The sequence below is a fragment of the Ensifer sp. 22460 genome, from assembly GCF_052044935.1.
GTDB lineage: Bacteria > Pseudomonadota > Alphaproteobacteria > Rhizobiales > Rhizobiaceae > Ensifer.
In genome coordinates this window covers 42771-66488 of record NZ_JBQENZ010000012.1, presented here as the reverse complement: position 1 = coordinate 66488, position 23718 = coordinate 42771, and the positions used below count along the sequence as shown (strand labels likewise).

The 23718-nt window shown below is 62.6% G+C and carries 24 protein-coding genes; 13 read left to right on the top strand and 11 right to left on the bottom strand.

Annotated features, from left to right (window positions below; genetic code table 11):
• Positions 1-88 precede the first annotated feature (88 nt).
• Complete coding sequence (locus ACTJKM_RS16625; protein WP_057248005.1) at positions 89-2374, top strand: NADP-dependent malic enzyme; 2286 nt, start codon at positions 89-91, stop codon at positions 2372-2374.
• A 340-nt stretch (positions 2375-2714) separates the two neighbouring features.
• On the opposite strand, the gene ACTJKM_RS16620 is transcribed toward ACTJKM_RS16625, so the two are convergent.
• The 5 genes from ACTJKM_RS16620 to ACTJKM_RS16600 all read right to left on the bottom strand — a co-directional run bounded on the left by ACTJKM_RS16620 (position 2715) and on the right by ACTJKM_RS16600 (position 8557).
• Positions 2715-3605 carry a GNAT family N-acetyltransferase gene (locus ACTJKM_RS16620; RefSeq protein ID WP_057248004.1) on the bottom strand — a complete coding sequence of 297 codons (891 nt, stop codon included), beginning with the start codon at positions 3603-3605 and terminating at the stop codon, positions 2715-2717.
• 120 nt (positions 3606-3725) lie between these two features.
• Positions 3726-6002: a hybrid sensor histidine kinase/response regulator gene (locus ACTJKM_RS16615; protein WP_057248003.1), complete on the bottom strand. Its 2277-nt coding sequence runs from the start codon at positions 6000-6002 to the stop codon at positions 3726-3728.
• 55 nt (positions 6003-6057) lie between these two features.
• Positions 6058-6549 carry a signal peptidase II gene (gene lspA / locus ACTJKM_RS16610; protein ID WP_057248002.1) on the bottom strand — a complete coding sequence of 164 codons (492 nt, stop codon included), beginning with the start codon at positions 6547-6549 and terminating at the stop codon, positions 6058-6060.
• The gene (locus ACTJKM_RS16605) at positions 6546-7406 is read right to left on the bottom strand and encodes a TrmH family RNA methyltransferase (RefSeq protein ID WP_057248001.1); all 861 of its coding nucleotides are present in this window, start codon (positions 7404-7406) and stop codon (positions 6546-6548) included. Before ACTJKM_RS16605 ends, lspA begins: the two co-directional genes overlap by 4 nt.
• Entirely contained in the window at positions 7403-8557 is a 1155-nt protein-coding gene (locus ACTJKM_RS16600) for a class I SAM-dependent rRNA methyltransferase (RefSeq protein ID WP_058329134.1), read from the bottom strand. Before ACTJKM_RS16600 ends, ACTJKM_RS16605 begins: the two co-directional genes overlap by 4 nt.
• A gap of 307 nt (positions 8558-8864) precedes the next feature.
• Here ACTJKM_RS16600 and ACTJKM_RS16595 point away from each other — a divergent pair, with 307 nt between their 5' ends.
• Entirely contained in the window at positions 8865-9323 is a 459-nt protein-coding gene (locus ACTJKM_RS16595) for an SRPBCC family protein (RefSeq protein ID WP_058329099.1), read from the top strand.
• 34 nt (positions 9324-9357) lie between these two features.
• Here ACTJKM_RS16595 and ACTJKM_RS16590 read toward each other — a convergent pair whose 3' ends face one another.
• From ACTJKM_RS16590 to sppA, 3 genes are all read right to left on the bottom strand, one after another.
• Positions 9358-9702, bottom strand: a complete 345-nt coding sequence (locus tag ACTJKM_RS16590; RefSeq protein ID WP_058323665.1) for a hypothetical protein — start codon at positions 9700-9702, stop codon at positions 9358-9360.
• Positions 9703-9799: 97 nt separating this feature from the next.
• Positions 9800-10102, bottom strand: coding sequence for an integration host factor subunit beta (locus tag ACTJKM_RS16585; protein WP_057247998.1), 303 nt, complete (start codon positions 10100-10102; stop codon positions 9800-9802).
• Positions 10103-10231: 129 nt separating this feature from the next.
• Positions 10232-11191 carry a signal peptide peptidase SppA gene (sppA, locus tag ACTJKM_RS16580; RefSeq protein ID WP_057247997.1) on the bottom strand — a complete coding sequence of 320 codons (960 nt, stop codon included), beginning with the start codon at positions 11189-11191 and terminating at the stop codon, positions 10232-10234.
• A 263-nt stretch (positions 11192-11454) separates the two neighbouring features.
• Between sppA and lptC the strand changes: the two genes are divergently transcribed.
• From lptC to ptsN, 6 genes are all read left to right on the top strand, one after another.
• The gene (lptC, locus tag ACTJKM_RS16575; RefSeq protein WP_057247996.1) at positions 11455-12123 is read left to right on the top strand and encodes an LPS export ABC transporter periplasmic protein LptC; all 669 of its coding nucleotides are present in this window, start codon (positions 11455-11457) and stop codon (positions 12121-12123) included.
• 15 nt (positions 12124-12138) lie between these two features.
• The gene (locus ACTJKM_RS16570) at positions 12139-12699 is read left to right on the top strand and encodes an LptA/OstA family protein (protein WP_057247995.1); all 561 of its coding nucleotides are present in this window, start codon (positions 12139-12141) and stop codon (positions 12697-12699) included.
• A gap of 12 nt (positions 12700-12711) precedes the next feature.
• Entirely contained in the window at positions 12712-13530 is an 819-nt protein-coding gene (lptB, locus tag ACTJKM_RS16565; protein ID WP_057247994.1) for an LPS export ABC transporter ATP-binding protein, read from the top strand.
• A 143-nt stretch (positions 13531-13673) separates the two neighbouring features.
• Positions 13674-15212, top strand: a complete 1539-nt coding sequence (gene rpoN, locus ACTJKM_RS16560; RefSeq protein ID WP_057247993.1) for an RNA polymerase factor sigma-54 — start codon at positions 13674-13676, stop codon at positions 15210-15212.
• Between the two features lie 225 nt (positions 15213-15437).
• Positions 15438-16010, top strand: a complete 573-nt coding sequence (gene hpf / locus ACTJKM_RS16555) for a ribosome hibernation-promoting factor, HPF/YfiA family (RefSeq protein ID WP_057247992.1) — start codon at positions 15438-15440, stop codon at positions 16008-16010.
• 172 nt (positions 16011-16182) lie between these two features.
• A complete protein-coding gene (gene ptsN, locus ACTJKM_RS16550; RefSeq protein WP_057247991.1) occupies positions 16183-16647 on the top strand; it encodes a PTS IIA-like nitrogen regulatory protein PtsN in 465 nt (154 codons plus the stop codon).
• A gap of 42 nt (positions 16648-16689) precedes the next feature.
• Here ptsN and ACTJKM_RS16545 read toward each other — a convergent pair whose 3' ends face one another.
• Complete coding sequence (locus ACTJKM_RS16545; protein WP_057247990.1) at positions 16690-17502, bottom strand: helix-turn-helix transcriptional regulator; 813 nt, start codon at positions 17500-17502, stop codon at positions 16690-16692.
• A gap of 151 nt (positions 17503-17653) precedes the next feature.
• Here ACTJKM_RS16545 and ACTJKM_RS16540 point away from each other — a divergent pair, with 151 nt between their 5' ends.
• Together ACTJKM_RS16540 and ACTJKM_RS16535 are read left to right on the top strand one after the other, a co-directional pair.
• On the top strand, positions 17654-18421 hold the full coding sequence (locus ACTJKM_RS16540) for an SDR family NAD(P)-dependent oxidoreductase (RefSeq protein ID WP_057247989.1): 768 nt from the start codon (positions 17654-17656) through the stop codon (positions 18419-18421).
• Between the two features lie 11 nt (positions 18422-18432).
• Positions 18433-19668: a D-arabinono-1,4-lactone oxidase gene (locus tag ACTJKM_RS16535; RefSeq protein ID WP_057247988.1), complete on the top strand. Its 1236-nt coding sequence runs from the start codon at positions 18433-18435 to the stop codon at positions 19666-19668.
• A gap of 79 nt (positions 19669-19747) precedes the next feature.
• Here the strand turns inward: ACTJKM_RS16535 and grpE are convergent, their stop codons facing one another.
• Together grpE and hrcA are read right to left on the bottom strand one after the other, a co-directional pair.
• Positions 19748-20365 (bottom strand): nucleotide exchange factor GrpE, encoded by a 618-nt coding sequence (gene grpE, locus ACTJKM_RS16530; RefSeq protein WP_058329100.1) that lies wholly within the window; start codon positions 20363-20365, stop codon positions 19748-19750.
• 265 nt (positions 20366-20630) lie between these two features.
• The gene (gene hrcA, locus ACTJKM_RS16525; RefSeq protein ID WP_058329101.1) at positions 20631-21710 is read right to left on the bottom strand and encodes a heat-inducible transcriptional repressor HrcA; all 1080 of its coding nucleotides are present in this window, start codon (positions 21708-21710) and stop codon (positions 20631-20633) included.
• A 160-nt stretch (positions 21711-21870) separates the two neighbouring features.
• On the opposite strand from hrcA, the gene rph reads away from it, so the two are divergent.
• From rph to rdgB, 3 genes are read left to right on the top strand one after another with little or no spacing between them, the layout of a single operon-like run.
• Positions 21871-22590 (top strand): ribonuclease PH, encoded by a 720-nt coding sequence (gene rph, locus ACTJKM_RS16520; protein WP_057247985.1) that lies wholly within the window; start codon positions 21871-21873, stop codon positions 22588-22590.
• A gap of 14 nt (positions 22591-22604) precedes the next feature.
• Entirely contained in the window at positions 22605-23024 is a 420-nt protein-coding gene (locus ACTJKM_RS16515; protein ID WP_058329102.1) for a VOC family protein, read from the top strand.
• Between the two features lie 17 nt (positions 23025-23041).
• Complete coding sequence (rdgB, locus tag ACTJKM_RS16510) at positions 23042-23686, top strand: RdgB/HAM1 family non-canonical purine NTP pyrophosphatase (protein ID WP_057247983.1); 645 nt, start codon at positions 23042-23044, stop codon at positions 23684-23686.
• Positions 23687-23718: the final 32 nt, after the last annotated feature.

Genomic DNA, 23718 nt, shown 5'->3' with positions numbered 1-23718 from the left:
AGAGATGGCACACTATCCCCAAGCAATTGTAGACGACAACCATAAAGAGGCGCGCCGCAAGGCTCGCCCACAGGAGGATAGAGGAAACATGCCGGCCACCGACAAGACCGATCGCACAATGACGAGCGTCACCGCGCAAGAAGCGCTCGATTTTCACTCGCAGGGTCGTCCCGGAAAGCTGGAGATTTCCCCCACCAAGGCCATGGCGACCCAGCGCGACCTGTCGCTTGCCTATTCGCCGGGTGTCGCGGTGCCGGTGAAGGCGATCGCCGAGGACCCCAGCACCGCCTATGACTACACGACGCGCGGCAACATGGTCGCCGTCATCTCGAACGGCACCGCCATCCTCGGCCTCGGCAACCTCGGGGCGCTTGCCTCCAAGCCGGTCATGGAAGGCAAGGCGGTGCTGTTCAAGCGCTTCGCCGACGTCGATTCCATCGACCTCGAAGTCGATACCGAGAACGTCGACGAGTTCATCAACTGCGTGCGCTTCCTGGGGCCGTCCTTCGGTGGCATCAACCTCGAGGACATCAAGGCCCCGGACTGTTTCATCATCGAGCAGAAGCTGCGCGAGGTCATGGACATCCCGGTGTTCCACGACGACCAGCACGGCACCGCGATCATTGCCGCTGCCGGCCTGATCAATGCGCTGGCTTTGACCGGCCGCGACTTCAAGACGACGAAGCTCGTCTGCAACGGCGCGGGTGCTGCTGCCATCGCCTGCATCGAGCTCATCAAGTCGATGGGCTTCAATTCGGAAAACATCATCCTTTGCGACACCAAGGGCGTGATCTTCGAGGGTCGCACCGAAGGCATGAACCAGTGGAAGTCGGCGCACGCGGTCAAGACCGACCGCCGCACCCTCGCAGAAGCGCTCGAGGGCGCAGACGTGGTCTTCGGCCTTTCGGCCAAGGGTGCGCTTTCGGAAGACATGGTCCGCTCGATGGCACCGCGGCCGATCATCTTCGCCATGGCCAACCCGGATCCGGAAATCACGCCGGAGGAAGTCGCCCGCATCCGTGACGACGCGATCGTCGCGACCGGCCGTTCGGACTATCCGAACCAGGTCAACAACGTGCTTGGTTTCCCCTATATCTTCCGCGGCGCGCTCGACGTGCGCGCCTCGACGATCAACGACGCGATGAAGATCGCGGCGGCTGAAGCGCTGGCAAGCCTTGCCAAGGAAGATGTGCCTGATGATGTTGCGGCCGCCTACCAGGGCAACCGTCCACGCTTCGGCGCGCAATACATCATCCCGGTCCCCTTCGATCCGCGGCTGATCTCGTCGATCCCGATGGCGGTCGCCAAGGCTGCGATGGAAAGCGGCGTCGCGCAGAAGCCGATCACCGATCTCGAAGCCTATGGCCGTCAGCTTTCCGCCCGCCGCGACCCGATCGCCTCGACGCTGCAGCGTATCTACGAACGCGTCCGGCGCCAGCCGAAGCGCATTGTCTTTGCCGAAGGCGAAGAGGTGCAGGTCATGCGCTCGGCGATCGCCTATGCCAACCAGCAGCTCGGCACCGCCATCCTGCTCGGCCGCGAGGAGCGCATGCGCGAGACGGCGGAGCGCGAGGGCATCGACCTAGACCGCCCCGGCATCCAGATCGTCAATGCACGCCTTTCCAAGCGCGTCGGCGCCTATACGGACTATCTCTATGCCCGCCTGCAGCGGAAGGGCTTCCTCTTCCGCGACGCCCAGCGCCTGATCAACAACGACCGCAACCACTTCGCCGCCTGCATGGTGGCACTCGGTGACGCCGACGGGATGGTGACGGGCCTCACCCGCAACTATTCGACCGCCCTCGAGGACGTGCGCCGCTGCATCGATCCGAAGCCGGGCCATCGTGTCATCGGCGTCTCGATCGCGCTCTGCCGCGGCCGCACCGTGCTCGTCGCCGACACGGCAGTGCACGACATGCCCTCTTCGGAGGAGCTTGCCGATATCGCCGAGGAGGCAGCCGGCCTCGCCAAACGGCTCGGTTACGTGCCGCGCGTGGCGATGCTCGCCTATTCCACCTTCGGCCACCCCTCGGGCGAACGCTCCGAGCGGGTGCGCGAAGCGGTCAACATCCTCGACAAGCGCCGCGTCGACTTCGAATATGACGGGGAAATGGCGGCGGACGTGGCGCTCAACGCCCGCGTCATGGAGCAATATCCGTTCTGCCGCCTCTCCGGCACCGCCAACGTGCTCGTCATGCCGGCGTTCCACTCGGCGTCGATCTCGACCAAGATGCTGCAGGAACTCGGCGGCTCGACGGTGATTGGTCCCCTGCTCGTCGGCTTCGACAAGTCGATCCAGATCGTCTCGATGTCGGCCAAGGATTCCGACATCGTCAACATGGCGGCGATTGCCGCCTACAACGCCGGCATGTGACACCGACGGATGTACTATTTTGGCGCAGGCCTGGCACTCAAAGTCGCCAGGTCTGCCGAAATAGTAACAAATCGCTACAAGTTATAAAAAGAAGAGCCCGCATCCCCTGGAGAGAAGAAGCGGGCTCATAATCAGGCAACCGAACTACGTTTTAGGTAATGAAAGACGGAGGATTTGGAATTCCATGCCGGCCAACCTCCGGAAATGATCGGCCATTCCTCCGTTATTTTCTCTATTCTCTCGTGATGAAATTAGAGAATAACTTGACAATACAAGTCTCTCTTTCAGTCTCGAAAGTCAAACTCGTCATTAAGACTTGGTTAATCCAGTCACGCGCCCGTCAGGAGACGGAGGTCGCGAACCGCCCTGCGTCTGCGCCGTAATAATTGAGATAACGGCCGGAGATATTGCTGATCGGCAGCACGATCAAAACATCCGTCGTGCGGAATGCATGATCGACCACCGCGCCGTCGCCGACCATTGCGCCCAGACGCATATAGCCCTTGATCAGCGGCGGCAGGGCGCCGAGCGCCTTTTTCGCATTGATCGCCTCGGCCGGCATCAAATCCATGGTCCGATGCAGTTCCGGACGTGCGCTCACGGCCCATTCGTCACGGGCGCGGATGTTGTGATGCAGGAAGGAAAGCGCCAGCGCATGCTCGGCCGGCACCACGCCGGGGAACGAACCGCAGCCGAACATGGCGTCCATGCCGTATTTGAGTGCGTAGGCCCAGTTTCCCTGCCAAAGCAGTTCCACCGTCCGCTTGGTACGGTAGTCCGGCAACACGCAGGAACGGCCGAGTTCCATGAAGCGCTTGGTCGGATGGCGAGCGAGAAGCTGGTCGATGGCAAATTCGGAAGCCGAGTAGAAACCGCCCGAGCGCTCGGCCACGTCCTGGCGGAGCAAGCGATAGGTGCCGACGATCTGATCCTCGGCATCGCCCTCGATCGAGGTATCGAGAACCAGAAGGTGATCGCAGATCGCGTCCCAGCTGTCGATGTCGCGCTTGCGGCGGTCGGCTTCGGCGCCAACCTGCGCATTCATCTCTTCGACGAAAACCTTGTAGCGTACGGCCTGGGCGGCATCGATCTCCGATGCCGTCCGTGCCAGGCGCGTCTCGAGATTGGCGATCCTGCCAAGAACGTCAGTCGTCGGGGCGGCAGCCTTCTTGCCGATGCAAGCCTGAGAAGTGTCAACCACGTTCGCTGAATCCAGTAGCTCGATGGCCATCCGCGTCATCCCGAATCAATTCTATCTGCCGGGCTTAGACCACGTTTCTGCAACAACATAGTGACATGAAAGCGGCATACAACCCCCACGCCCCGATGGTTACGGTTACCACTGCCGAAGTTACCGTTCGCGCAGCAGGCGGGCGATCTCCGATGTCAGCAGCTGCGGATCGGCGGGCTTCGACAACACGAAGTCGGCGCCGGCGCCCATCAGCCTTTCGCGCATGTCGGCACGAACATCCGACGTCAGGACGATGACGGGCAGCCGGGGCGCGGATCGCGCGGCCTCATCGGCGCGCAGGTGCTGCAGCAGCGAAAGGCCGTCGCCACCCGGCATGTTGAGATCGGTCACCAGCAGCTCCGGAAGCGAGCGCTGGCCGGGCGCATGCAGGGCCTCAGCAACGGCGCCGAAGTCGCTGACAAGGCGGACCGAATACCCCGAGCGCTGGAGCACGGTGCGAACGATCAGCGCGTTGACCGGATCGTCTTCGGCCAGCAGGATCCCATTCGCCCTGTTGTAAACAGGCGTGGTCGCAGGCTCCTCTCGCAGAACGGGCCGGTTGTCGTTGATCGCGTCGCGTTTCTCGATACCCTTCAGGCGACCGAGCAGCACCTCGACCAGGGACTTTTCGCGCAGCGGCCGGATCAGCCATGCCTCGTAGCCGTCCATCTGGTTGACGGGGTGGCTGTTGCGCTCCTCCGGATTGATCAGATAGGTGCGCCGCACCTCCAGCCGTGCAACGGACGGCTGCAGGGAAAGAAGCTGCTTGTATTGCTGGGCATGGCGGTGGTCGACGATCACGTCCGTCAGCGGCGCGCCGCCGGCGAGCACGTCCGCAAGGACATGCTGGGCCGCGGCAAGCGTGGTGGCACGATGGCACCGCCCGCCGAGTGTCGCGATCGTCGCGGCGAGCGCCGCCGAGGCCGGACCATCGGGCGCCATCACCAGGACATGCGAGCCCGCAAGGCACGACCGGCGCTCCGGTGCGACCGCCTCGATCTCGGCAAATGGCAGACGAATTTCGAAACGGCTGCCGCGTCCCGGCGCGCTTGCGGCCGTAAGGCTGCCACCGCAGGCCTGCATGATCCTGCGGGAGATGGCGAGGCCAAGGCCGGTGCCCTTCGCCCGCTGTTCGTCGTTTCCGGCCTGCTCGAACTCCTCGAAAATGCGCTTCAGGTCGTCAGGCGACATGCCCGGACCGGTGTCGTCGATCCGGATCCGCACGCATTCGTCGACCGTATCGGCGCCGACAAAGACGCCGCCGACCTCGGTGAACTTCACCGCATTGCCGATCACGTTGAAGAGCACCTGGCGCAGGCGCGCCGCATCGAAGGCCATCTCAGCGGGCACATCGACGGCGACCGTGGCACCGATCTCGATGCCTTTCTCATGCGCCCGGTTGGAGAGCATTTCCACCACGCTCTCGATGACGCCACGCGGATCCTGTCGGGTCGGGCGAAACTGGAAGCGACCGGCCGACAGCGACGAGAAATCGATCAGGTCCTCGACGAGCTGGACCAGCGCATGGCCGGACTGCTGCATGCCGGCGAGGTAGTTCTTCTGCTCGCTCGACAGCCGGGTCTGGCCGAGCAGGTGGCTCACGCCGAGGATGCCGGAAAGCGGCGTACGGATCTCATGGCTGACTGTGGCGAGAAGCCTCGACTTCGCCTTGCTCGCCTCCTCTGCCCGCCGGCGCGCCGCTTCGCGCTCACGCGCCGCCGCGGCCTCCTCGGTGACGTCGCGCGCGATGCTGTGGCGCATGAGCCTGCCACTTGCCGGATCGCGGGCGATCACGTCGTGCCAGTCGTAAAGGCGCACGCCGTCCGATGCGGCAATCCGGACCAGATAGTGATTGGGCGCAGCCTTTGGCTCGAAGCTCAGGCCAAGCGCCGCGCAATCGAGGCCGTGGACATCGGAGTGGCCGCAGACCTGATGGAAGACCGCGTTGGCATGAACGATCTTTCCGTCCATGCCGCGCATGATCGCGAGGTCACCCAGCGCATCGTGAATGGTCGAGAGCAACGCCGACGTCTCGGAGCGATGCCAATCGCGATCCCGGTCCGCTTCGTCGCCTGCCTGCCTGCCATCGAACGACCGTATGGCTTCGACGACGAGCAGGAACACGCCGACAGAGCCTGCCGCCGCAATCGCTGCGGAAAACAGGTAAAAGCCGGCGCTCATGCCGATGACGAGAATGAGACCGGAGGCGACAAGGCCGAGCAATGCCAGCGACGCCTGATTGACCGCATGGCGCTTGCCCTTGACGGGTGCTTCCTGCTCGTGAGCCGGAGGCGATACCTCGACAGGGAGCGGAGCCACCGGCGGCGCGTCACCCGTCCGGCTTCCTGTCCGGAAGCCGGATTCGATCCGCTCCAGCAATCGTGACGGTTCGCTCATGCAATCCGGCTAACACGACAAGCGTTCCGAATGGCTTCAATGCACCGGTAAAATCTTAACGATCGGCCTTTTTCGCGTGCAGCAGTTCGTCAAGGATGATGGCTCCGGCGCCGATGGTGATGAAGGTATCGGCCAGATTGAAGACGGCGAAGGACCATGTTTCGGTATAGAAAAGGATGTAGTCGATCACGTAGCCGAAGATCAGCCGGTCGACGAGGTTGCCGAGTGCGCCGGCGATGATCAGCGCGTAGCCGAAATGCGCAAAGAACCGGTCCTTCGGCGTGCGCTTCCAGAGCCAGAGCACGAAAGCGACGACGGCAAGCCGCATGCCGACGATGAACCAGCCTTCCATGCCCGACAGCATCGAGAAGGCGACGCCATAGTTGTAGGTACGGTAAAGCGCCAGCATCGGCACGACGTGGACCGCCTGATTGAAGGGCAGGTAGATCTCGACCAGATACTTGATCAACTGATCGGCGATGAGCGCGAGAAGGATGAAGACCGCGATCGGCAGCGGCCGCGAAAACAGAACCTGCCTCTCGCTCATGCGCGGGCGTCCAGCGTCAGCAGATGACGGCGCGCCTCGAACAGCATGATGCCGGTAGCGATCGCAAGGTTGAGTGAATCGGCGCGTCCGGCCTGCGGGATGCGTGCGAGCGCACCTGCCTCACGGGCAAGCTCCTCCGGCAGACCCGCCTGTTCGTTGCCCATAAGGATCACCACGGGCTTCGACTTGTAATCGATGGTGCGGTAATCGACGGCGCCGGCGAGATGGGTGGCAACCACCTTCACGCCGGCGGATTTCTGCCAGCGGATGAAGTCGTCCACGCTGGCGCGTGCCACCGGCATCGCGAAGACCGAGCCCATGGTGGCGCGCACGGTTTCAAGCGAAAACGGGTCGGTGGTCTCGCCGACGAGAATGATGCCGGAGGCACCGGCGGCATCGGCCGTGCGGATGATCGTGCCGAGGTTGCCGGGATCGCGCACCCGGTCCAGCGCCACATAGGTTTCTCCCAGTTGCGGCTTCAGATCCTTTAGCGCCTGGTAGCGCTGCTCGAAGATACCGACGACCATCTGAGGATTGTCGCGCCGGGTGATCGTCGTCAGCACCTTCTCGCTGACCTCGAGCACCAGACCACCCTTGGCGAAGGTCTTCGCCGCCACCTGCTCCACATGCGGCTTGCCCTTGGCCGCCTTGGCATAGATCAGCGTCTTGATCTTCCAGCCGAGATCGAGCGCGTCGATCACCAGCTTCAGGCCTTCGGCCATGAAGGACCGCGTCTCGTCGCGATGCTTCTTCTGTGCCAGCGCGCGGATATCCTTGATGATCGGGTTGGTGAGGCTCGTGACCTCCTTTACCTGACCCACACGACCGGCGCCGTGTTCGCTTCTGTCGTTCGTCATTGCGGTACCCAGCGGCTGAAGAGAGAGGTCGAAAGCGCCCTGCCCGGCTCGCGTCCGTCAAGCCCGCCCTCGCGGATGATGAGCTCGCCCGATTCCACCCGGCCGCCGCGGCCGCGCATCGTCTCGCGCATCAGTTCATGGATCGAATAGAAGCTCGCCCGGATGGAATAGGCGGTCAGCACCAGGCCGCGCGCCTCCGGCGAGAGGATCTCGCGGCAGATGTCGAGCATCGCCGCCAGGTGATCAAAAAGCTGCCAGACCTCGCCATTCGGACCACGGCCGAACTTCGGCGGGTCGGTCAGAATGATGTCGTAGCGGCTGCCGCGGCGCTCTTCGCGCTGGATGAACTTCATTGCGTCGTCGCAGATCCAGCGGATCGGCAGCTTGTCGGCCCGCGCCAGCTGCTGGTTCTCGCGTGCCCAGCCGATCGCCTTCTTCGAAGCGTCGACATGGGTGACCTCGGCGCCGGCCCTGGCGGCGATCAGCGAGGCGACCCCGGTATAGCCGAAGAGGTTCAGAACCTTGAGCGGCCGCCCTGCAGCTTGCACCTGGTCCTTGACCCAGCTCCAGTGCGCGAGCTGTTCGGGGAAGACGCCGACATGGCGGAACGAGGTGAAGCGGCCGTGGAAATCGGTTCCGAGAAGCTGCATCGGCCAGGTTTCGCCGAGCACGGCGCCCGGAAAGCGCCAGCGGCCCATGCCGTCCTCGTCGGTGTCGCCGGTGAAAATCGCGTCGGCTTTTTCCCAGACGCCGTCCGCCAGGCTGCGCGGCCAGAGCGCCTGCGCCTCGGGACGCACGATGCGATAGGGACCGTATTGTTCGAGCTTCTCGCCGGCGCCGCTGTCGATCAGATGGTAGCCGGAAGCGCCCACGGTCTCGAGAATGAGCGGCACGCGCTCGGCCGGCTTTTCGCCGGTTCGCCGGGCGATCGCCCGTACAGGTGTTTCCTGCACGGGTGCCTGCTTGGCGGGCCTGTCGCGTGTCTCGGCGGCCTGCGCTTCCGCCGGGCGAGCCGGCCGTTCCTTGAAGCCGCCGCCCTTCGGCGGTGCCGGACGCTTCTGCTCGTGGCGACCGCCGCCACGCGCCTCGGCGCCGCGGCCCTTGGCCGTCGTCACGGAGGCATTCTTCGACCGCCGGTCCTTTTCCTTCACGCTGAGATCCCTGGACTTGTTAGTGCATGTGCCGCCTGCCCTTCGCAGTGTCGAGCGCGAGCCGGCGGACGCCATGAGGTTTGTCGCCGCAGCCTTCAGCCGCGGCATCTATTGAAGGTGCAAATAGCATCGCTGATGCACTTGGCAAAGTCGTTTCCGTTTTGCGAAGATCGGCGCGGGAGAACCCGCCGCGAATTTCCTTGGGCCGGAACCGGCTTGGGGACAAAATTCTGCAGCAGGCCTAGTGTGTTACAGCGACCTTGGCGCGTCGATGCCGATGCGCGGAACTGCAATGGGAGGAAAGCGCATGGACATGACCGGCGAAGAGCGGATTTCGGCTGGGCGCGACGCGGTGTGGCGCGGCCTCAACGATCCGGAAATCCTGAAACGGTGCATCCCCGGCTGTCAGTCGCTGGAGATGACGTCGCCGACCGAGCTTGCAGCGGTTGTGAAGATCAAGATCGGCCCGGTCTCTGCCTCCTTCACCGGCAACGTCATGCTCTCCAATCTCAATCCACCAGAGGGCTACACGATCTCGGGCGAAGGAAAGGGCGGGATCGCCGGCTTTGCCAAGGGGGGCGCCGACGTCACCTTGACGGAGGATGGCGCAGACACGGTGCTGCGTTACGACGTCAAGGCAGAGATCGGCGGCAAGCTCGCCCAGCTCGGCTCGCGCCTCATCGATTCGACCGCAAAGAAGCTGGCCCAGCAGTTCTTCACCGACTTCGGCGCCGCCGTCAGCGGTACCGCGGAAGCGGCGAGCTGAACGGCTCGCCACTCCGCAGCGTCAAGTCAAGCGTTCAGTTCTGAGGGGCAGCCAACGTTGCCTGAGTGGCGAGCTTTTCAGCCTGGCTGCGATGCTTCTCGGCTTCGCGATGCCACTTCACCGCTTCGTTCGCCTCGGTGCGCGCACGGCGACGGTACTTGCCCTGGCTGAACCAGGTCGCTGCCGCACCGAGGATCATGCCGACGATGACGGCAAGGAACAGGAAGACGAAGAAGGGCGCGCTGACCGAAAGCACGCTGTCTTCCGGACGGAAAGGGTTCAGTGCCAGCGTCACGCTCTGGCGATTGGCGACGCTGAGAACGATCAGGATCACGCCAACCGGAATGAGAACAACGATATTGATCAGTTTCTTGAACATTCAAGCGCTCCAGCTTGCGAGCGGCCGCGTGGTTTCCGTTGGCCACGCGGGACGACGGGCGTCCATTGCGCCAGGCCGCTGAGACCGAGAAAGACGATCAGTCTTCGTCGTCACCATTCATGCCGGGATTAAGGCGCTCGCGCAATTCCTTGCCGGTTTTGAAGAACGGCACCCACTTTTCCTCGACGAAGACGGAATCGCCGGTGCGCGGGTTGCGCCCGGAACGCGACGGCCGGTTCTTGACGGAGAAGGCACCGAAGCCGCGCAGTTCGACCCGGTTGCCTGACGCGAGCGCGTCCGTGATCTCATCGAGAACCGCATTGACGATGTTTTCGACATCGCGGTGATAGAGATGCGGATTGCGAGCTGCAACAATCTGCACCAGTTCTGACTTGATCACTGTCGCCCCCTCAAATTCTTGTTTGTTTTGCTTTTTCGGTCTGCATTGTGATTGCTGCAAGAATATCGACGACGCTTGCAAAAACGCCGCCAACTCCTCACGGCTCAGGCTGGGTATATGTCGCCTTCCTCATTGGCCATCAACCTGCCAAACGGAAACAAGACCGTCAAGAAACAACTTGTCGCCCGCAATTTTTTCGAGGCCGCTCATTGCCGGAAAAGCGTCATATCCCAACATCTTGATCCAGTTGCCGACCAGCGCGCCGAGGCCAAAAGGCAGGGTCTTGCGCGGTGCTTCCCAATCGACGATCGGCAGGTCCTTCGATACCTTTTTCTCCGTCAGAAAGGCGCGAATTTCGTCCTCGCCGCCAAGCGTGTCGACGAGCTTCGCCTTCAGCGCCTGGCGGCCGGTGAAAATGCGGCCGTCGGCGAGCAGCAGCGCCTCGGGGCGCTGAAGCTTGCGGCGCTCGGCAACCAGGTCGACAAACCAGGCATAGCTGTCATCGATCATCGACTGGATCATCGCCTTCGCCTCGTCGCTCGCCGGATGGAAGGGCGACGGCTCCGCCTTCAGCGGCCGCGACTTGATCGATTCCAGCGACACGCCGAGCTTGTCCATCAGGTCCTTGATCTGCGGATACTGGAAGATGACACCGATGGAGCCGGTGATCGAGCTTTCGCCCGCGACGATCGTGTCGCCTGCGAGCGCAATCATGTAACCCGCAGAAGCGGCGAGCGTGCGCACATCGGAGACAACGGGCTTCTTGGCGGCAACCTTGCGGATCGCCTTGTAGATCACTTCGCCGCCATAGGTGGTGCCGCCCGGGGACGAAATGGTGACGACCAGTGCTTTGACGCTGTCGTTGTCGGCGATCTTCTGGAGGCGATCGAGAAGCTCCCGGTCGTCCTGGATCAGACCACTAATGGTGACGCGAGCCACGTGCTGACGAGTGCGGCCGACATCGTCCGCAGCGCCCGACCAGACAAAGATCGCGAGCGCTGCCACAAGAAGCAGCCCCGCCACCACAAAGCGCCAGAAACTGAGTTTCCGGCGCAGGCTGCGGCGATCGGCGATGGCGAGTTCGTCCATGTGGGTTTCTCCCGAATTGTTGGCGCAGCTTCTGTCAGTTTCCGCGGGAACGTGCTATCTGCGCGCGCAGAGGCATATTCCATAAACGCGCTTGGCCACGGTTGAAAGCCGCGGCTGGCGTTTTCGTGCTTCACCCCAGTTTTTTTGCAGCGCCATTGTGCAGCAGCAAAAAATATCCATATTTGCGACGACTTACACCATTGTATGTATATGACCCCTTGATGGGTTCAGCGATAAAAGCAGTAGAACCGACAGGCCCTTTCATGTTGAACCACGCGCCAGCCCCGGGCATTTTTGCCGATACGGGTGAGAGCTCCGCCGACGCCTATGCGCTCGCCGCGAGACACTCCGTGCGCGTCCGCCGGCTGAAAGTCATCCTGCCCGTGGTCGCCGGTGTCATCGCGGTGATCTTTGCCGCCGTTTCCTTCGTCCGGGCCTTCATGCCCGTCGATCTGCAACTCGAAACGGCGACGATCGAGGACGGCAAGATCGTGATGCAGAATCCGGCCATCTCCGGCCGCAACAAGCAGGGCATCAGCTATTCGATGAAGGCCCAGCGGGCGCTCCAGGACATCGCCAATCCTGACATCATCACGCTGCAGACGATCCATGCGGAAATGCCGATGAAGGATTCGATGGTCGCGACGGTGGACGCCACCAACGGCATCTACGACCGCGGCGCCAATACGCTCGATATGAACGCCCCGTTCACCATTTCCGTCAATAATGGCATCAACGCCGACTTCCAGTCGGCCTATCTGGACATCAATGCCGGCGAGATGGAAACGAAACAGCCCGTTGCGATCAGCATGAAGGGCGGTTCGATCATTGCGCAGACGCTGCGAATGACGGATAAGGGACGTATTGTAATATTTGAGGGCATGGTGAGGGTGAACGTCGAGCCCACCGCCATCCGCAAGAACGCGAAATAGGACCCGGTGCACTCCATGTCGGTCACAACCGCCTCTTTTTTCAAGATTTCCGCCAGCCTGGCGATTGCCGGTGTCGGCGCTTTGATCATTGCCTCCGGCGCTTCGGCGCAGGCCACATCCAGCAAGATGAAGGGCCTTGAACTCTCCAACGACAAGCCGATCCAGATCGAGAGCGACAAGCTCGAAATCAAGGATCCGGAGAGCAAGGCGATCTTCACCGGCAACGTCAAGGTCGTGCAGGGCACGACGACGCTGCAGGCCGGCAACATGGTGGTGTACTACAAGTCCGGCGGCGGCTCGGTTTCGAGCGGCGACGCCGACATCGACCGCATCGAGGTCAGCCAGAAGGTTTTCCTGAGCTCGGGCACGCAGCAGGCAACGGCAGACACCGGTTCCTTCGACATGACGAAACAGGTCTTCGTGCTGAAGGGCGAAAAGGTGGTGTTGTCGGAAGGCAAAAACGTCTTCGTCGGCTGCCAGCTCAACGTCCAAATGGAAACCGGGGAGGCTCAGCTCGAAGCCTGCGGCGGCCGCGTGCAGATCCAGCTCGACCCGAAGTCCCGCAAGCAGAACTGACGTAGATCGCTCGTGCACTTTCCCTTCCTTCACAAGCGCAAACGGGTCCGCAAGCCGTCGGCGACAGCTGCGGTTGTTTCCGGACACGCGGTCGACAAGGCGCGTTACGACGGCACGCTGATCGCGCGCGGCCTGACGAAGGCCTATCGCGAGCGCCGCGTCGTCAACGGCGTTTCACTGGTGGTGCGGCGCGGCGAAGCCGTGGGCCTGCTCGGACCGAACGGCGCCGGCAAAACCACCTGCTTCTATATGATCACCGGCCTCGTACCGGTCGACGAAGGCTCGATCGAGATCAATGGCAACGACGTCACGACCATGCCGATGTACCGGCGTGCCCGTCTTGGCGTCGGTTACCTGCCGCAGGAAGCATCGATCTTTCGCGGGCTGACGGTCGAGGAAAACATCCGCGCCGTGCTCGAGGTCCATGACAAGAACCTGGAGCGGCGCGAGAGCAAGCTCAACGACCTGCTCGGCGAGTTCAACATCACGCACCTGCGCAAGTCCCCCGCGATTGCGCTTTCGGGCGGCGAGCGGCGGCGTCTCGAAATCGCCCGTGCGCTTGCGACAGATCCGACCTTCATGTTGCTCGACGAGCCCTTTGCCGGTGTCGATCCGATCTCGGTCGCCGATATCCAGGCGCTTGTCCGTCACCTGACCTCGCGCGGCATCGGCGTGCTGATCACCGACCACAACGTCCGCGAGACGCTCGGCCTCATCGACCGCGCCTATATCATCCATGCCGGCGAAGTGCTGACTCATGGTCGCGCCAACGATATCGTCACCAATCCTGACGTGCGCCGGCTCTATCTCGGCGACAATTTCAGCCTTTGAGACCGCTTCGCGGGCGATTCCGCCCGCGACCACGCTTGACCAAACCTTCTCGATAAGCAATTTTTGGGCCAATTGATAAGGGCCACCCCGGCGACCGGAGAAACACCGCGGCCCAGGAGATTTCTCGGGAGTTTCGCGTCAGCATGGCACTGTCCGCCAGCCTTCATCTGCGCCAGTCCCAGTCCCTGGTGATGACGCCACAGCTGATGCAGTCGATCCAGCTGCTGCAGATGACGCATCTCGAACTCAATCAGTTCATCGCCCAGGAAGTCGAAAAGAACCCGCTGCTCGAATTTCAGGCGAATGACGATCTGCCAGGCACGCCGGAGCGCGGCGAGAGCACAGCCGGGGACGAGCCTGCCGGCGACGACTTCGGCGCGCAGGACGATCTCTACGACAGCGCGACATCGCCGACCAGCGAGCGGCTTGGCGAGCAACTCGACGCCGACTTCGCCAATGTCTTTCAGGACGACACGACACCGCAGCGCGCCGATGCCCCGGAACTGCTCGGCCAGTGGAAATCGATGCCCGGCAGCAGTGAAGGCGAAGACTATGACCTCGACGACTTCGTTGCCGGCCGCAAGAGCCTGCGCGAGACGCTCACGGAGCAATTGCCATTTGCGCTGCCCGCCCCCTCGGATCGGCTGATCGCGCAGCACCTTATCGATCAGCTCGACGACGCCGGCTATCTCCAGGCGGACCTTGGCGAAGTCGCCGAACGGCTGGGCGCCGCGCATACGGATGTCGTGCGGGTATTGCTGACGCTGCAGCAGTTCGATCCGCCCGGTGTCTTCGCGCGTTCGCTTGGCGAATGTCTTGCAATCCAGTTGCGCGCCCGCGACCGCCTCGATCCGGCGATGGAGGCACTGCTCGCCAATCTCGAACTGCTGGCGCGGCGCGATTTCGCGACGCTCAAGAAGATCTGCGGCGTCGATGAAGAGGACCTGATCGACATGCTGGCGGAAATCCGCAAGCTCGATCCGAAGCCCGGAACCAGTTTCGAGACCAGCGTCAGCGAGGCGATCGTGCCCGACATCGTCGTGCGGGCCGCGCCCGACGGCTCCTGGATGATCGAACTCAATCCGGACGCGCTGCCGCGCGTGCTGGTCAACCAGGACTATTTCGCCAAGGTCTCGCGCGGGACGCAGAAAAACAGTGCCGACCAAGCCTTCCTCAACGAATGCCTGCAGAACGCCAACTGGCTGACACGCAGCCTCGACCAGCGCGCCCGAACGATCATGAAGGTCGCCACGGAGATCGTTCGCCAGCAGGACGCGTTCCTGGCCAACGGCATCGGTCACCTACGGCCGCTGAACCTCAAGACCGTCGCTGACGCGATCAAGATGCATGAATCGACCGTCAGCCGCGTCACCTCGAACAAATACATGCTGACGCCGCGCGGGCTGTTCGAACTCAAATATTTCTTCACCGTCTCGATCGGCTCGGCCGAGGGCGGCGACAGCCATTCGGCGGAAGCCGTGCGCCACCGGATCCGCGCGATGATCCAGGAGGAAAGCGCCGAAGCGGTGCTTTCCGACGACGATATCGTCGATGTCCTCAAGAAGGCTGGTATCGACCTTGCCCGTCGCACTGTCGCCAAATATCGCGAAGCGATGAGCATCCCCTCCTCCGTACAGCGGCGACGGGAAAAGCGGGCGCTGGCCAAAGCCGCCGGTTTCTGAGCACCGGAAGTTAAGCCGCATTAACTTTTTTGCGACCTTCGATTGACTCTCTCCGACACAGGCGATATGAGCCCGCCGCAATTGCCGGGGACAAGCTCGCCCCGGAAGCGGACCGGTACGACCGGTAGCTGCGACAGAGGCGCGCCCGCAAGCCTGAAAGGCTTGGATGACGGGACCGCTTGGAATAGACTGGCTGCGCAAATCACGAACGAGAGAGGAAACTCCATGAGTGTGCGTGTATCCGGTAAACAGATGGAAATCGGCGATTCGTTTCGAGCTCGCATCGGCGAGCAGATCGAGCAGGCCGTTACCAAATATTTCGACGGAGGATATTCAAGCCAGGTCACTGTGGAAAAATCCGGGCCGCGCTTCAGCGCCGACTGCAAGCTTCATCTCGATACGGGCGTGGTTATGCAGGCGAACGGTCAGGCGAACGACCCACAGGCTGCGTTTGACGCGGCGTCGGATCGCATCGAAAAGCGTCTGCGCCGCTACAAGCGGAAGCTGAAGGATCACCATAACGGCAACGGTACGAATGCTGCCGAAGTGGCTTACACAGTGATGGATTCGGTGCCGTTCGAGGACGATGAGGTCCCCGAGGATTATGCACCGACGATCGTCGCCGAAAGCACGAAACAATTGAGGACGATGTCTGTCGCCAGCGCCGTGATGGCACTCGACATGACCGATGAACCCGTCCTGATGTTCCGTAGCCCCGGCAAGGACGATCTGAATATCGTCTACAGACGCAACGATGGAAATATTGGCTGGATTGACGCTGCCAATATCAAAGCATGAGCGGATAGGGGAGTGCCGGCACGCCGGCACTCCCCGCGCCCAGAATCAGCGGGCAGGCCGGAAAATGTGACTTTTCTGTGCATGGAACCCGCCATGACAAAGATGGTTAGAGCCATTGCGACGCATTTATGATGATGTTGTCCGGCTCTAACCGGCGAACGAGGACAAAAGAATGGCATTGGCAGGTCTACTGCATCAAAATGCGATCATCCCGGCCATGAGGGCCAACTCGAAAAAGCAGCTCCTCCAGGAATTGGCGGCAAAAGCATCAAAGATCACCGGGCTTCCCGAGCGTGAAATCTTCGACGTGATCCTGCAGCGGGAGCGTCTTGGCTCCACCGGTGTCGGCAATGGCATCGCCATCCCGCACGGCAAGCTCAACAATCTTCCCTCGATCATCGGCATCTTCGCGCGACTGGAAACATCTGTCGATTTCGAAGCGCTCGACGACCAGCCCGTCGACCTCGTCTTCCTGCTGCTCGCCCCGGAAGGTGCCGGCGCCGATCACCTCAAGGCCCTGTCGCGCATTGCCCGCGTCCTGCGTGATCAGGACATGGTCGCCAAGATCCGCTCGAGCGATTCCGCCAGCGCGATCTACACGCTGCTCGACGACGACGCGACCTCGCACGCCGCCTGAAAATAGCAACGGCGCGCGTCCGCCGGACGCGCAGTGCCTGCGTCAGTAAAGCTGACGACCGTTCAAATGATCTATGAAAATCCGGAACAAAGCGCCCTGGCTCGAAATGCCGAGCCGGCGATAGATGTTCTTGCGATGGATCCGGACCGTTCCCTCGGCAATGTTCATCACCTTGCCGATCGAAAGGTTGCTGTGTCCCCGAAGGATCAGCCGCACGATGTTGCGCTGCTGCTTCGTCAGCCGGTCTGAACAAAGGCTGTCGAACGCCGCTTCCATTACATTGTCGCCCTCTTCGGAGGGCGGCGGCGCAAAGCTCCGGCCGTGCTGGCGCCAGTTCGAGCGGACCGCCTCGCGCACGATCGGCTCATAGACGCGCAGTCGCTCGAGTTCGGCCTCGCTGAAAGGCTGGCCGCCGCGGCCGCGCATCAGCGAGTAGGTCGCCTGCAGGCCACCGTCGAGCGGAATGACGAAGCCGACCTCCTCCACCAGCACACCCGATTCCATCGATACGCAGGGGTGAACCTCGGCGGACGACGAGAAGTCGGACTGGAAGAATCGGTCCGGCGCGAGTTCTCGCATGCGCCAGAGGCCGGCCGGCTGGCCGGCAGAGCAGGCGACGTAGAAGGGATCGAGCAGATAGGCGCCGCCGAGATAGGCGGAAAGCGCGCTCGCCGATACCTTTGCCGTGTAGCCGTCGTGCAGCACGATCGGCCTGGCATCGTACGGATAGGCAAAGGCGACGGAGAGGTCGAAACTGGTGAACGACCGCAGCATCCGGTCGAGCGCCTGGCCGAAATCCTGCGTGCCGATCAGACCGATCATCGCCGAAATATCAGCGGACTCCCTTGCCAGCATTCCGGTTTCATCCCCCCGCTCCTCGTATCCCCCATGGGATATCGACAGCCCCTGCTTCGTCAACAATAATTCCCCCCGGGAGAGCAACAGGTCGTCGCGAAACGGGTCGCCCTTGGCGAACACTGCGGCGAACGCCGATGAGGAGGGCGCAATGGCAGGCAGGCTTTCAGGCAAGGTGGCGCTGATCAGCGGTGGCGCGGGAGGCTGCGGCCTGGCGGCGTCGGAGCTTTTCGCGCGCGAAGGCGCCAAGGTCGGTATCGTCGACCTGCCGCGCAGCAAGGGCGAAGAGGTCGCGGCATCGATCCGCGCCAATGGCGGCGAGGCGATTTTTGCCCCTGCCGACGTCTCGGTATCCGCAGAAGTGACATCGGCCGTCAAGGCGGTGGAGGCGGCGTTCGGCGCCATCACGGTGCTCTTCAATCACGCCGGCATTCTTGCCGTCGGCCCCTTCCTCGAGGTCGAGGAAGACGAATGGGACCGACTGATGGCGGTCAATGTGCGCAGCATGTTTCTGATGACCAAGGCTGTTTTGCCCGGCATGCTTTCCGCCGGCGGCGGCAGCATCGTCTGCACCTCGTCGATCTCGGCCGTGGCGGCAACGCCGATGGAGGTGCTCTACGACACGACCAAGGGCGCCTGCCACATGTTCGCCCGCGCCATCGCCGTCGAGTTCCGCGACCGCGGCATCCGCTGCAATGCCGTCTGCCCGGGCTTTATCGCCACCGATCATGGCAAGCGCGAGCTCGTCGGCCTCAGCAAATACGGGGTCGACGTTTCGGAGGCGGCCATCGCCGTGCAGCAGGGCCGCATGTGCGACCCGAAAGAGGTGGCGAACGCGGCGCTGTTTCTTTCGAGCGATGAGGCGAGCTTCATCAACGGCACGCATCTGTTCGTCGACAATTGCTTCACCGCGGTTTGAGGGAGGGGAAAATGCTTCAGGCAGGTGGCCACTGGCGCAACTGGGTCGGAAACCAATCATGCATCGTGCGTCATCGCGGCGCGCCGGAGAGCGAGGCAGCTCTTGCCGAAATGGTGCGCGAGGCGACGTCGCAAGGGCTGAACGTGCGCTGCGCCGGCTCCGGCCATTCCTTCACGCCGGTGGCGCTGACCAGCGGGCTGCAGCTGACGCTCTCCAACATGCAGGGTGTCGTCGGCATCGACTACGCGCGCAAGCGCGTCGCGGTGAAGGCGGGTACCACCATCAATCAGCTCGGCAAGGTGCTGAAATCCAACGGCCTGTCGCTGATCAATCAGGGCGACATCGACAGCCAGGCGTTGGCTGGCGCGCTGACGACCGGGACGCATGGGACCGGCGCCAAGCTCGGCAACATGGCCTCGCAGATCGTCGGCATGCGCCTGGTGCAGCCGGATGGGAGCATTCTCGTTGTCGACGAGACGACACCGGATCTGCTCGAGGCGGCGCGGGTATCGGTCGGCATGCTTGGTGTGATCTCGGAGATCACGCTGCAGGCGATGGACAGCTACAATCTGCATGAAAGGCTCTGGCGCTGCACCTTCGACGAAATGATCGAACAGCACGACGAACTGGCCGCCAAACACCGCCACTTCGGCTTTTTCTGGTGCCCAGTGCCCGAGAGCCGGCATTGCTATTGCCTGCCGGACACCGCATCGGTCTCGACCACAGACAGCACCTCCGACGTCTGCGAGATGAAGGTGATCGACATCACCGAGGAAGCACCGACGGAGCGCCGCTTCGAGAAGATCGCATATTCCTCCGAGATCTATCCGATCGAATACGTGCCGAATTTCCACGAACTCGAATATGCGGTGCCCGTCGCCCACGGCAAGGATGCGGTGAAGGCGGTGCGCAAGCTGATGCTGGAAAAGCACCCGACCTGCATCTATCCGATCGAGTACCGTTTCACCGCCGGAGACACCGGCTGGATCAGCCCCTTCTTCGAGCAGGACTCGATCACGCTCTCGGTCTCGGGCGAGCCGGGAACCGATTATTGGGACTACCTGAGGGATGTCGATACGATCCTGCGGCAGTACGGCTCACGGCCGCATTGGGGCAAGCTGCATTTCCTCGGCGCCGAGGATGTGACGGCGCTCTATCCCCGTGCAGGCGATTTCCGGGCGCTGAGGGCCAAGGTCGATCCGGAGGGCCGCTTCCTCAACGATCACCTGCACCAGCTTTTCGGATAGCGTTTGCGGCTGACGCCGCTCAAAACAAAAACGCCGCGCGAACTTCGCGCGGCGTTTCTTTAAACTCTGATCAGTTGGATCAGGCAGTCGGTGCGTCACCGTTTTCGCCGGCCACGACCTTCGGTCCGCCCTTGGAGACGCCGACCATGGCCGGACGCAGAACACGGTCACCGATCACGTAGCCGGCTTGAACGACCTGCAACACCGTGTTGTTGGGCACGTCCGCATTGGGAATCTCGAACATTGCCTGATGGAAGTTCGGGTCGAACTTCTGGCCTTCCGGCTCAAGCTTCTTGACGCCGTGGCGCTCAAGCGCTGAAAGCATCGAGCGCTCGGTCATTTCCACGCCCTCGATCAGGGCGGTGAGGCCAGCCTCGCCTGCTTCCCTGGCCTCTGCCGGAATGGCATCGAGGGCGCGGCGCAGGTTATCCGAAACGGCGAGCATGTCGCGGGCGAAGCCGGCGACGGAATAGGACTTCGCATCCTTCACGTCGCGTTCGGTGCGGCGGCGCAGGTTGTCCATCTCGGCGGCAAGTCGAAGGTACTTGTCACGCAGCTCGGCGCTCTCGGCTCTCGCGAGCTCCAACGGATCGGGCTCGGCAACCGGCGCAGCTTCAGCGGCGTCGGCAACATCGGGCGCGGCATCGAATACCTCGTCGGTGGCCTCGGGTCCGTGCTTGTTCGTATCGTCGGTCATGACGTTCTCCGCAGTGTCGTCTCTATCGTCCTTCGCATTTCCACGCCGCAAGCGCGAGCCTGCGTGTCAGCAAAAATGCGCTGTGACTGGATTTGAAGCCGATATCGAGGTTTGGGGCCGAAAAATCAAGGGTCCAATCGCGCTCCTACAGCGCCGCGCGACTTATCAGACGCGCAAAGGTCGCTGTAACACTTTGATTTGCTGCATGTCTTTGTCCTTGATCGAGGTCGATTTAAGGAGACATGCAGCGACTAAAAGCCCGCCTTTAGCGGGAAAGCCTCGACATCAGCTGCGCGGTATAATCGACCATCGGCACGATGCGGGAGTAGTTGAGCCGCGTCGGCCCGATGACGCCGACCGCGCCGACGATGCGATCCTCGCCATCGCGATAGGGCGCGACGATCAGCGAGGAGCCGGAGAGCGAGAAGAGCTTGTTTTCCGAGCCGATGAAGATCCGGACGCCCGGACCGCTCTCGGCAAGATCGAGCAGCTCGATCAGGCTGTCCTTCTTTTCGAGGTCGTCGAAGAGCATGCGCAGCCGATCGATATCCTCGGCCCCCTCCAGCCCTTCGAGCAGATTGGCACGGCCGCGCACGATCAACCGCGCCGGCTTCTCGTCGCCTTCATTGCCCGACCAGATGGCGAGACCGCGCTCGACGAGGTCTTGCGACAGCGCGTCGAGTTCGCCGCGCACCGTCCGCTTCACCGTTTCAAGCTGAGCGCGCACCTCGCCGATCGTCTGGCCGGCAAGATGGGCGTTGAGGAAATTCGCGGCTTCGGTGAGCTGCGAGCTGGTGACCCCGGCGGGCAGCTCGACGATGCGGTTTTCCACCTGGTCGTGCTCGCCGACGAGAACGGCCAGCGCCTTGGTCGGCGCCAGGCGAATGAACTCGACATGCTTCAGTACGGGATCGGCCTTGGCGGTGATGACGAGGCCGGCCCCGCGTGACATGCCTGACAGCATCTGGCTGGCTTCGGTCAGCAGCGCATCGACCGGCTGCATATGATCATCGCGCCGAACCTGACGGTCGATCGACGCCCGGTCCTCGACCGAGAGATTGCCGACCTGCATGAAGGCATCGACGAAGAAGCGCAGCCCCGTCTGGGTGGGCAGACGGCCAGCGCTGACATGCGGCGAGTAGATGAGACCGAGATCTTCGAGATCGCTCATCACATTGCGAACGGAAGCGGGAGAGAGCGACATCGGCAGGAGCCGCGACAGATTGCGCGAGCCGAGCGGCTCGCCGCTCGTCAGATAGGTTTCCACGATGCGACGGAAAATTTCGCCCGAGCGCTCATCCAGCGCGGCTGCGATTTCCTTTGCTCCGGGATTGCGCAGTACCATGTCACTCCACACTCGCAGGCACATCCTGCCGTGCCCGGAATATAATGATCCTGCCGCCCGATGGCAAAAGGGAAAAATCGACTGGTCCCCCGGCTATCCACCGGTTCCCTTTGCCTGCGCCATGCTCTAGAAGGCTGACGAGATACGATAGGAGTTGACGATGCGGCCATCCGGCAGAAAAACCGACCAAATGCGCAAGGTTTCTTTCGAGCGCAATTTTTCCAAGCACGCGGAAGGCTCCTGTCTGGTGCGGTTCGGCGACACGCACGTGCTGTGCACCGCCAGCCTTGAGGAAAAGGTTCCGGCCTGGCTGCGCAACGGCGGCAAGGGTTGGGTGACGGCGGAATACGGCATGCTGCCGCGCGCCACCGGCGAGCGCATGAAGCGTGAGGCGGCAAACGGCAAGCAGAGCGGCCGCACCCAGGAAATCCAGCGCCTGATCGGCCGGTCGCTGCGCGCCGTCGTCGACCTTCCGGCGCTCGGCGAGCGCCAGATCTCGATCGACTGCGACGTCATTCAGGCCGATGGCGGCACGCGCACGGCCTCGATCACCGGTGCCTGGATCGCTCTCTACGATTGCCTGAAGTGGATGGAAGCGCGCAACATGGTCAAGGTCGAGAAGGTCCTGAAGGACCATGTCGCCGCCATCTCCTGCGGCATCTTCGCCAACCAGTCCGTGATCGACCTCGATTACCTCGAAGATTCCGCCGCCGAGACCGACGCCAACTTCGTCATGACCGGCTCCGGCGGCATCGTTGAAATCCAGGGCACGGCCGAAGGCAAGCCGTTCTCGGAAGAGGAATTCGCAAGCCTGATGGGCTTGGCAAAGAACGGCATTGCCGAACTGGTCGCGCTGCAGAAGCAGGCGATTGCAGGCTGACCACAGGAGAAAAGATGGCCCCGGCACTGGAAGGCATACTCGAGACTGCGCTCTACGCGACCGATCTCGATGCCGCCGAGGCCTTCTACGGCGGCGTTCTCGGCCTTGAGAAGATCACCCGCGCTGGAAACCGGCACGTGTTCTTCCGCTGCGGCCAAGGCGTGCTTTTGATCTTCAATCCGGCCGAGACGGTGAAACCGCCGGCGCCGGACGCCACCCTGCCGGTGCCACCGCATGGCACGACCGGCCGGGGACACATGTGCTTTCGCGTGCGCGCCGAGGCGCTCGACGCCTGGAAAGCGAAACTGGTAGCGGCCGGTATCAAGATCGAAAGCGATCTTCGCTGGCCGAACGGGGCGCGATCCTTCTACTTCCGCGATCCGGCCGGCAACAGCCTTGAATGTGCGGAGCCGGGCCTCTGGTCCATCGAATGAATATGAAACGAGATACCATGCGCAAACTCGACAACAAGACGCTGATCGTCGCCAGCCACAATGCCGGCAAGATCCGCGAAATCCGCGATCTCATCGGCCCGCTCGGCTTCGAGGCGAAGTCGGCGGCGGACCTCAATTTCATCGAGCCCGACGAAACCGGCACCACCTTCGAGGAGAACGCCACCATCAAGGCGCTCGCCTCCGCCAAGGCCTCGGGTCTGCCGGCGCTTTCGGACGATTCCGGTCTTTCAATCGACGCACTCGACGGTGCGCCCGGCGTCTATACCGCCAACTGGGCCGAGCGCGAGGACGGCAGCCGTGATTTCGCTATGGCGATGGAGAAGGTCGAAAACGCACTGCAGGAAAAGGGCGCAACGACGCCCTCCGAGCGCGCCGCCCGCTTCGTCTCGGTGCTCTGCCTTGCCTGGCCGGACGGCCATGTCGAGCTCTTCCGTGGCGAGGTCGAAGGCTTCGTGGTCTGGCCGCCGCGCGGCAGCCAGGGTTTTGGCTACGATCCGGTCTTCCAGCCGAAGGGCTACGAGACCACTTTCGGCGAAATGAGCGCCGACGAGAAACACGGTTGGAAGCCGGGCGATGCGCAGGCCCTGTCGCACCGCGCCCGCGCCTTCAAGATTTTTGCCGAGACCTGCCTCGGAGCCTGATCTGAGCGGGATGAGGAAAAGTGTGTGCGGTT

What these genes read in the sequence shown, in the direction of transcription:
- ACTJKM_RS16545 (WP_057247990.1), bottom strand. Translation starts at nt 17,502, where the DNA reads ATGCTGGCAAGGGAGTCCGCTGATATTTCGGCGATGATCGGTCTGATC.
- rph (WP_057247985.1), top strand. Translation starts at nt 21,871, where the DNA reads ATGCGGCCATCCGGCAGAAAAACCGACCAAATGCGCAAGGTTTCTTTC.
- ACTJKM_RS16590 (WP_058323665.1), bottom strand. Translation starts at nt 9,702, where the DNA reads ATGTTCAAGAAACTGATCAATATCGTTGTTCTCATTCCGGTTGGCGTG.
- ACTJKM_RS16615 (WP_057248003.1), bottom strand. Translation starts at nt 6,002, where the DNA reads ATGAGCGAACCGTCACGATTGCTGGAGCGGATCGAATCCGGCTTCCGG.
- ACTJKM_RS16595 (WP_058329099.1), top strand. Translation starts at nt 8,865, where the DNA reads ATGGACATGACCGGCGAAGAGCGGATTTCGGCTGGGCGCGACGCGGTG.
- rdgB (WP_057247983.1), top strand. Translation starts at nt 23,042, where the DNA reads ATGCGCAAACTCGACAACAAGACGCTGATCGTCGCCAGCCACAATGCC.
- ACTJKM_RS16535 (WP_057247988.1), top strand. Translation starts at nt 18,433, where the DNA reads ATGCTTCAGGCAGGTGGCCACTGGCGCAACTGGGTCGGAAACCAATCA.
- hrcA (WP_058329101.1), bottom strand. Translation starts at nt 21,710, where the DNA reads ATGGTACTGCGCAATCCCGGAGCAAAGGAAATCGCAGCCGCGCTGGAT.
- ACTJKM_RS16540 (WP_057247989.1), top strand. Translation starts at nt 17,654, where the DNA reads ATGGCAGGCAGGCTTTCAGGCAAGGTGGCGCTGATCAGCGGTGGCGCG.
- grpE (WP_058329100.1), bottom strand. Translation starts at nt 20,365, where the DNA reads ATGACCGACGATACGAACAAGCACGGACCCGAGGCCACCGACGAGGTA.
- ACTJKM_RS16570 (WP_057247995.1), top strand. Translation starts at nt 12,139, where the DNA reads ATGTCGGTCACAACCGCCTCTTTTTTCAAGATTTCCGCCAGCCTGGCG.
- lspA (WP_057248002.1), bottom strand. Translation starts at nt 6,549, where the DNA reads ATGAGCGAGAGGCAGGTTCTGTTTTCGCGGCCGCTGCCGATCGCGGTC.
- rpoN (WP_057247993.1), top strand. Translation starts at nt 13,674, where the DNA reads ATGGCACTGTCCGCCAGCCTTCATCTGCGCCAGTCCCAGTCCCTGGTG.
- ACTJKM_RS16620 (WP_057248004.1), bottom strand. Translation starts at nt 3,605, where the DNA reads ATGGCCATCGAGCTACTGGATTCAGCGAACGTGGTTGACACTTCTCAG.
- ACTJKM_RS16605 (WP_057248001.1), bottom strand. Translation starts at nt 7,406, where the DNA reads ATGACGAACGACAGAAGCGAACACGGCGCCGGTCGTGTGGGTCAGGTA.
- sppA (WP_057247997.1), bottom strand. Translation starts at nt 11,191, where the DNA reads ATGGACGAACTCGCCATCGCCGATCGCCGCAGCCTGCGCCGGAAACTC.
- ptsN (WP_057247991.1), top strand. Translation starts at nt 16,183, where the DNA reads ATGGCATTGGCAGGTCTACTGCATCAAAATGCGATCATCCCGGCCATG.
- lptC (WP_057247996.1), top strand. Translation starts at nt 11,455, where the DNA reads ATGTTGAACCACGCGCCAGCCCCGGGCATTTTTGCCGATACGGGTGAG.
- ACTJKM_RS16625 (WP_057248005.1), top strand. Translation starts at nt 89, where the DNA reads ATGCCGGCCACCGACAAGACCGATCGCACAATGACGAGCGTCACCGCG.
- hpf (WP_057247992.1), top strand. Translation starts at nt 15,438, where the DNA reads ATGAGTGTGCGTGTATCCGGTAAACAGATGGAAATCGGCGATTCGTTT.
- ACTJKM_RS16515 (WP_058329102.1), top strand. Translation starts at nt 22,605, where the DNA reads ATGGCCCCGGCACTGGAAGGCATACTCGAGACTGCGCTCTACGCGACC.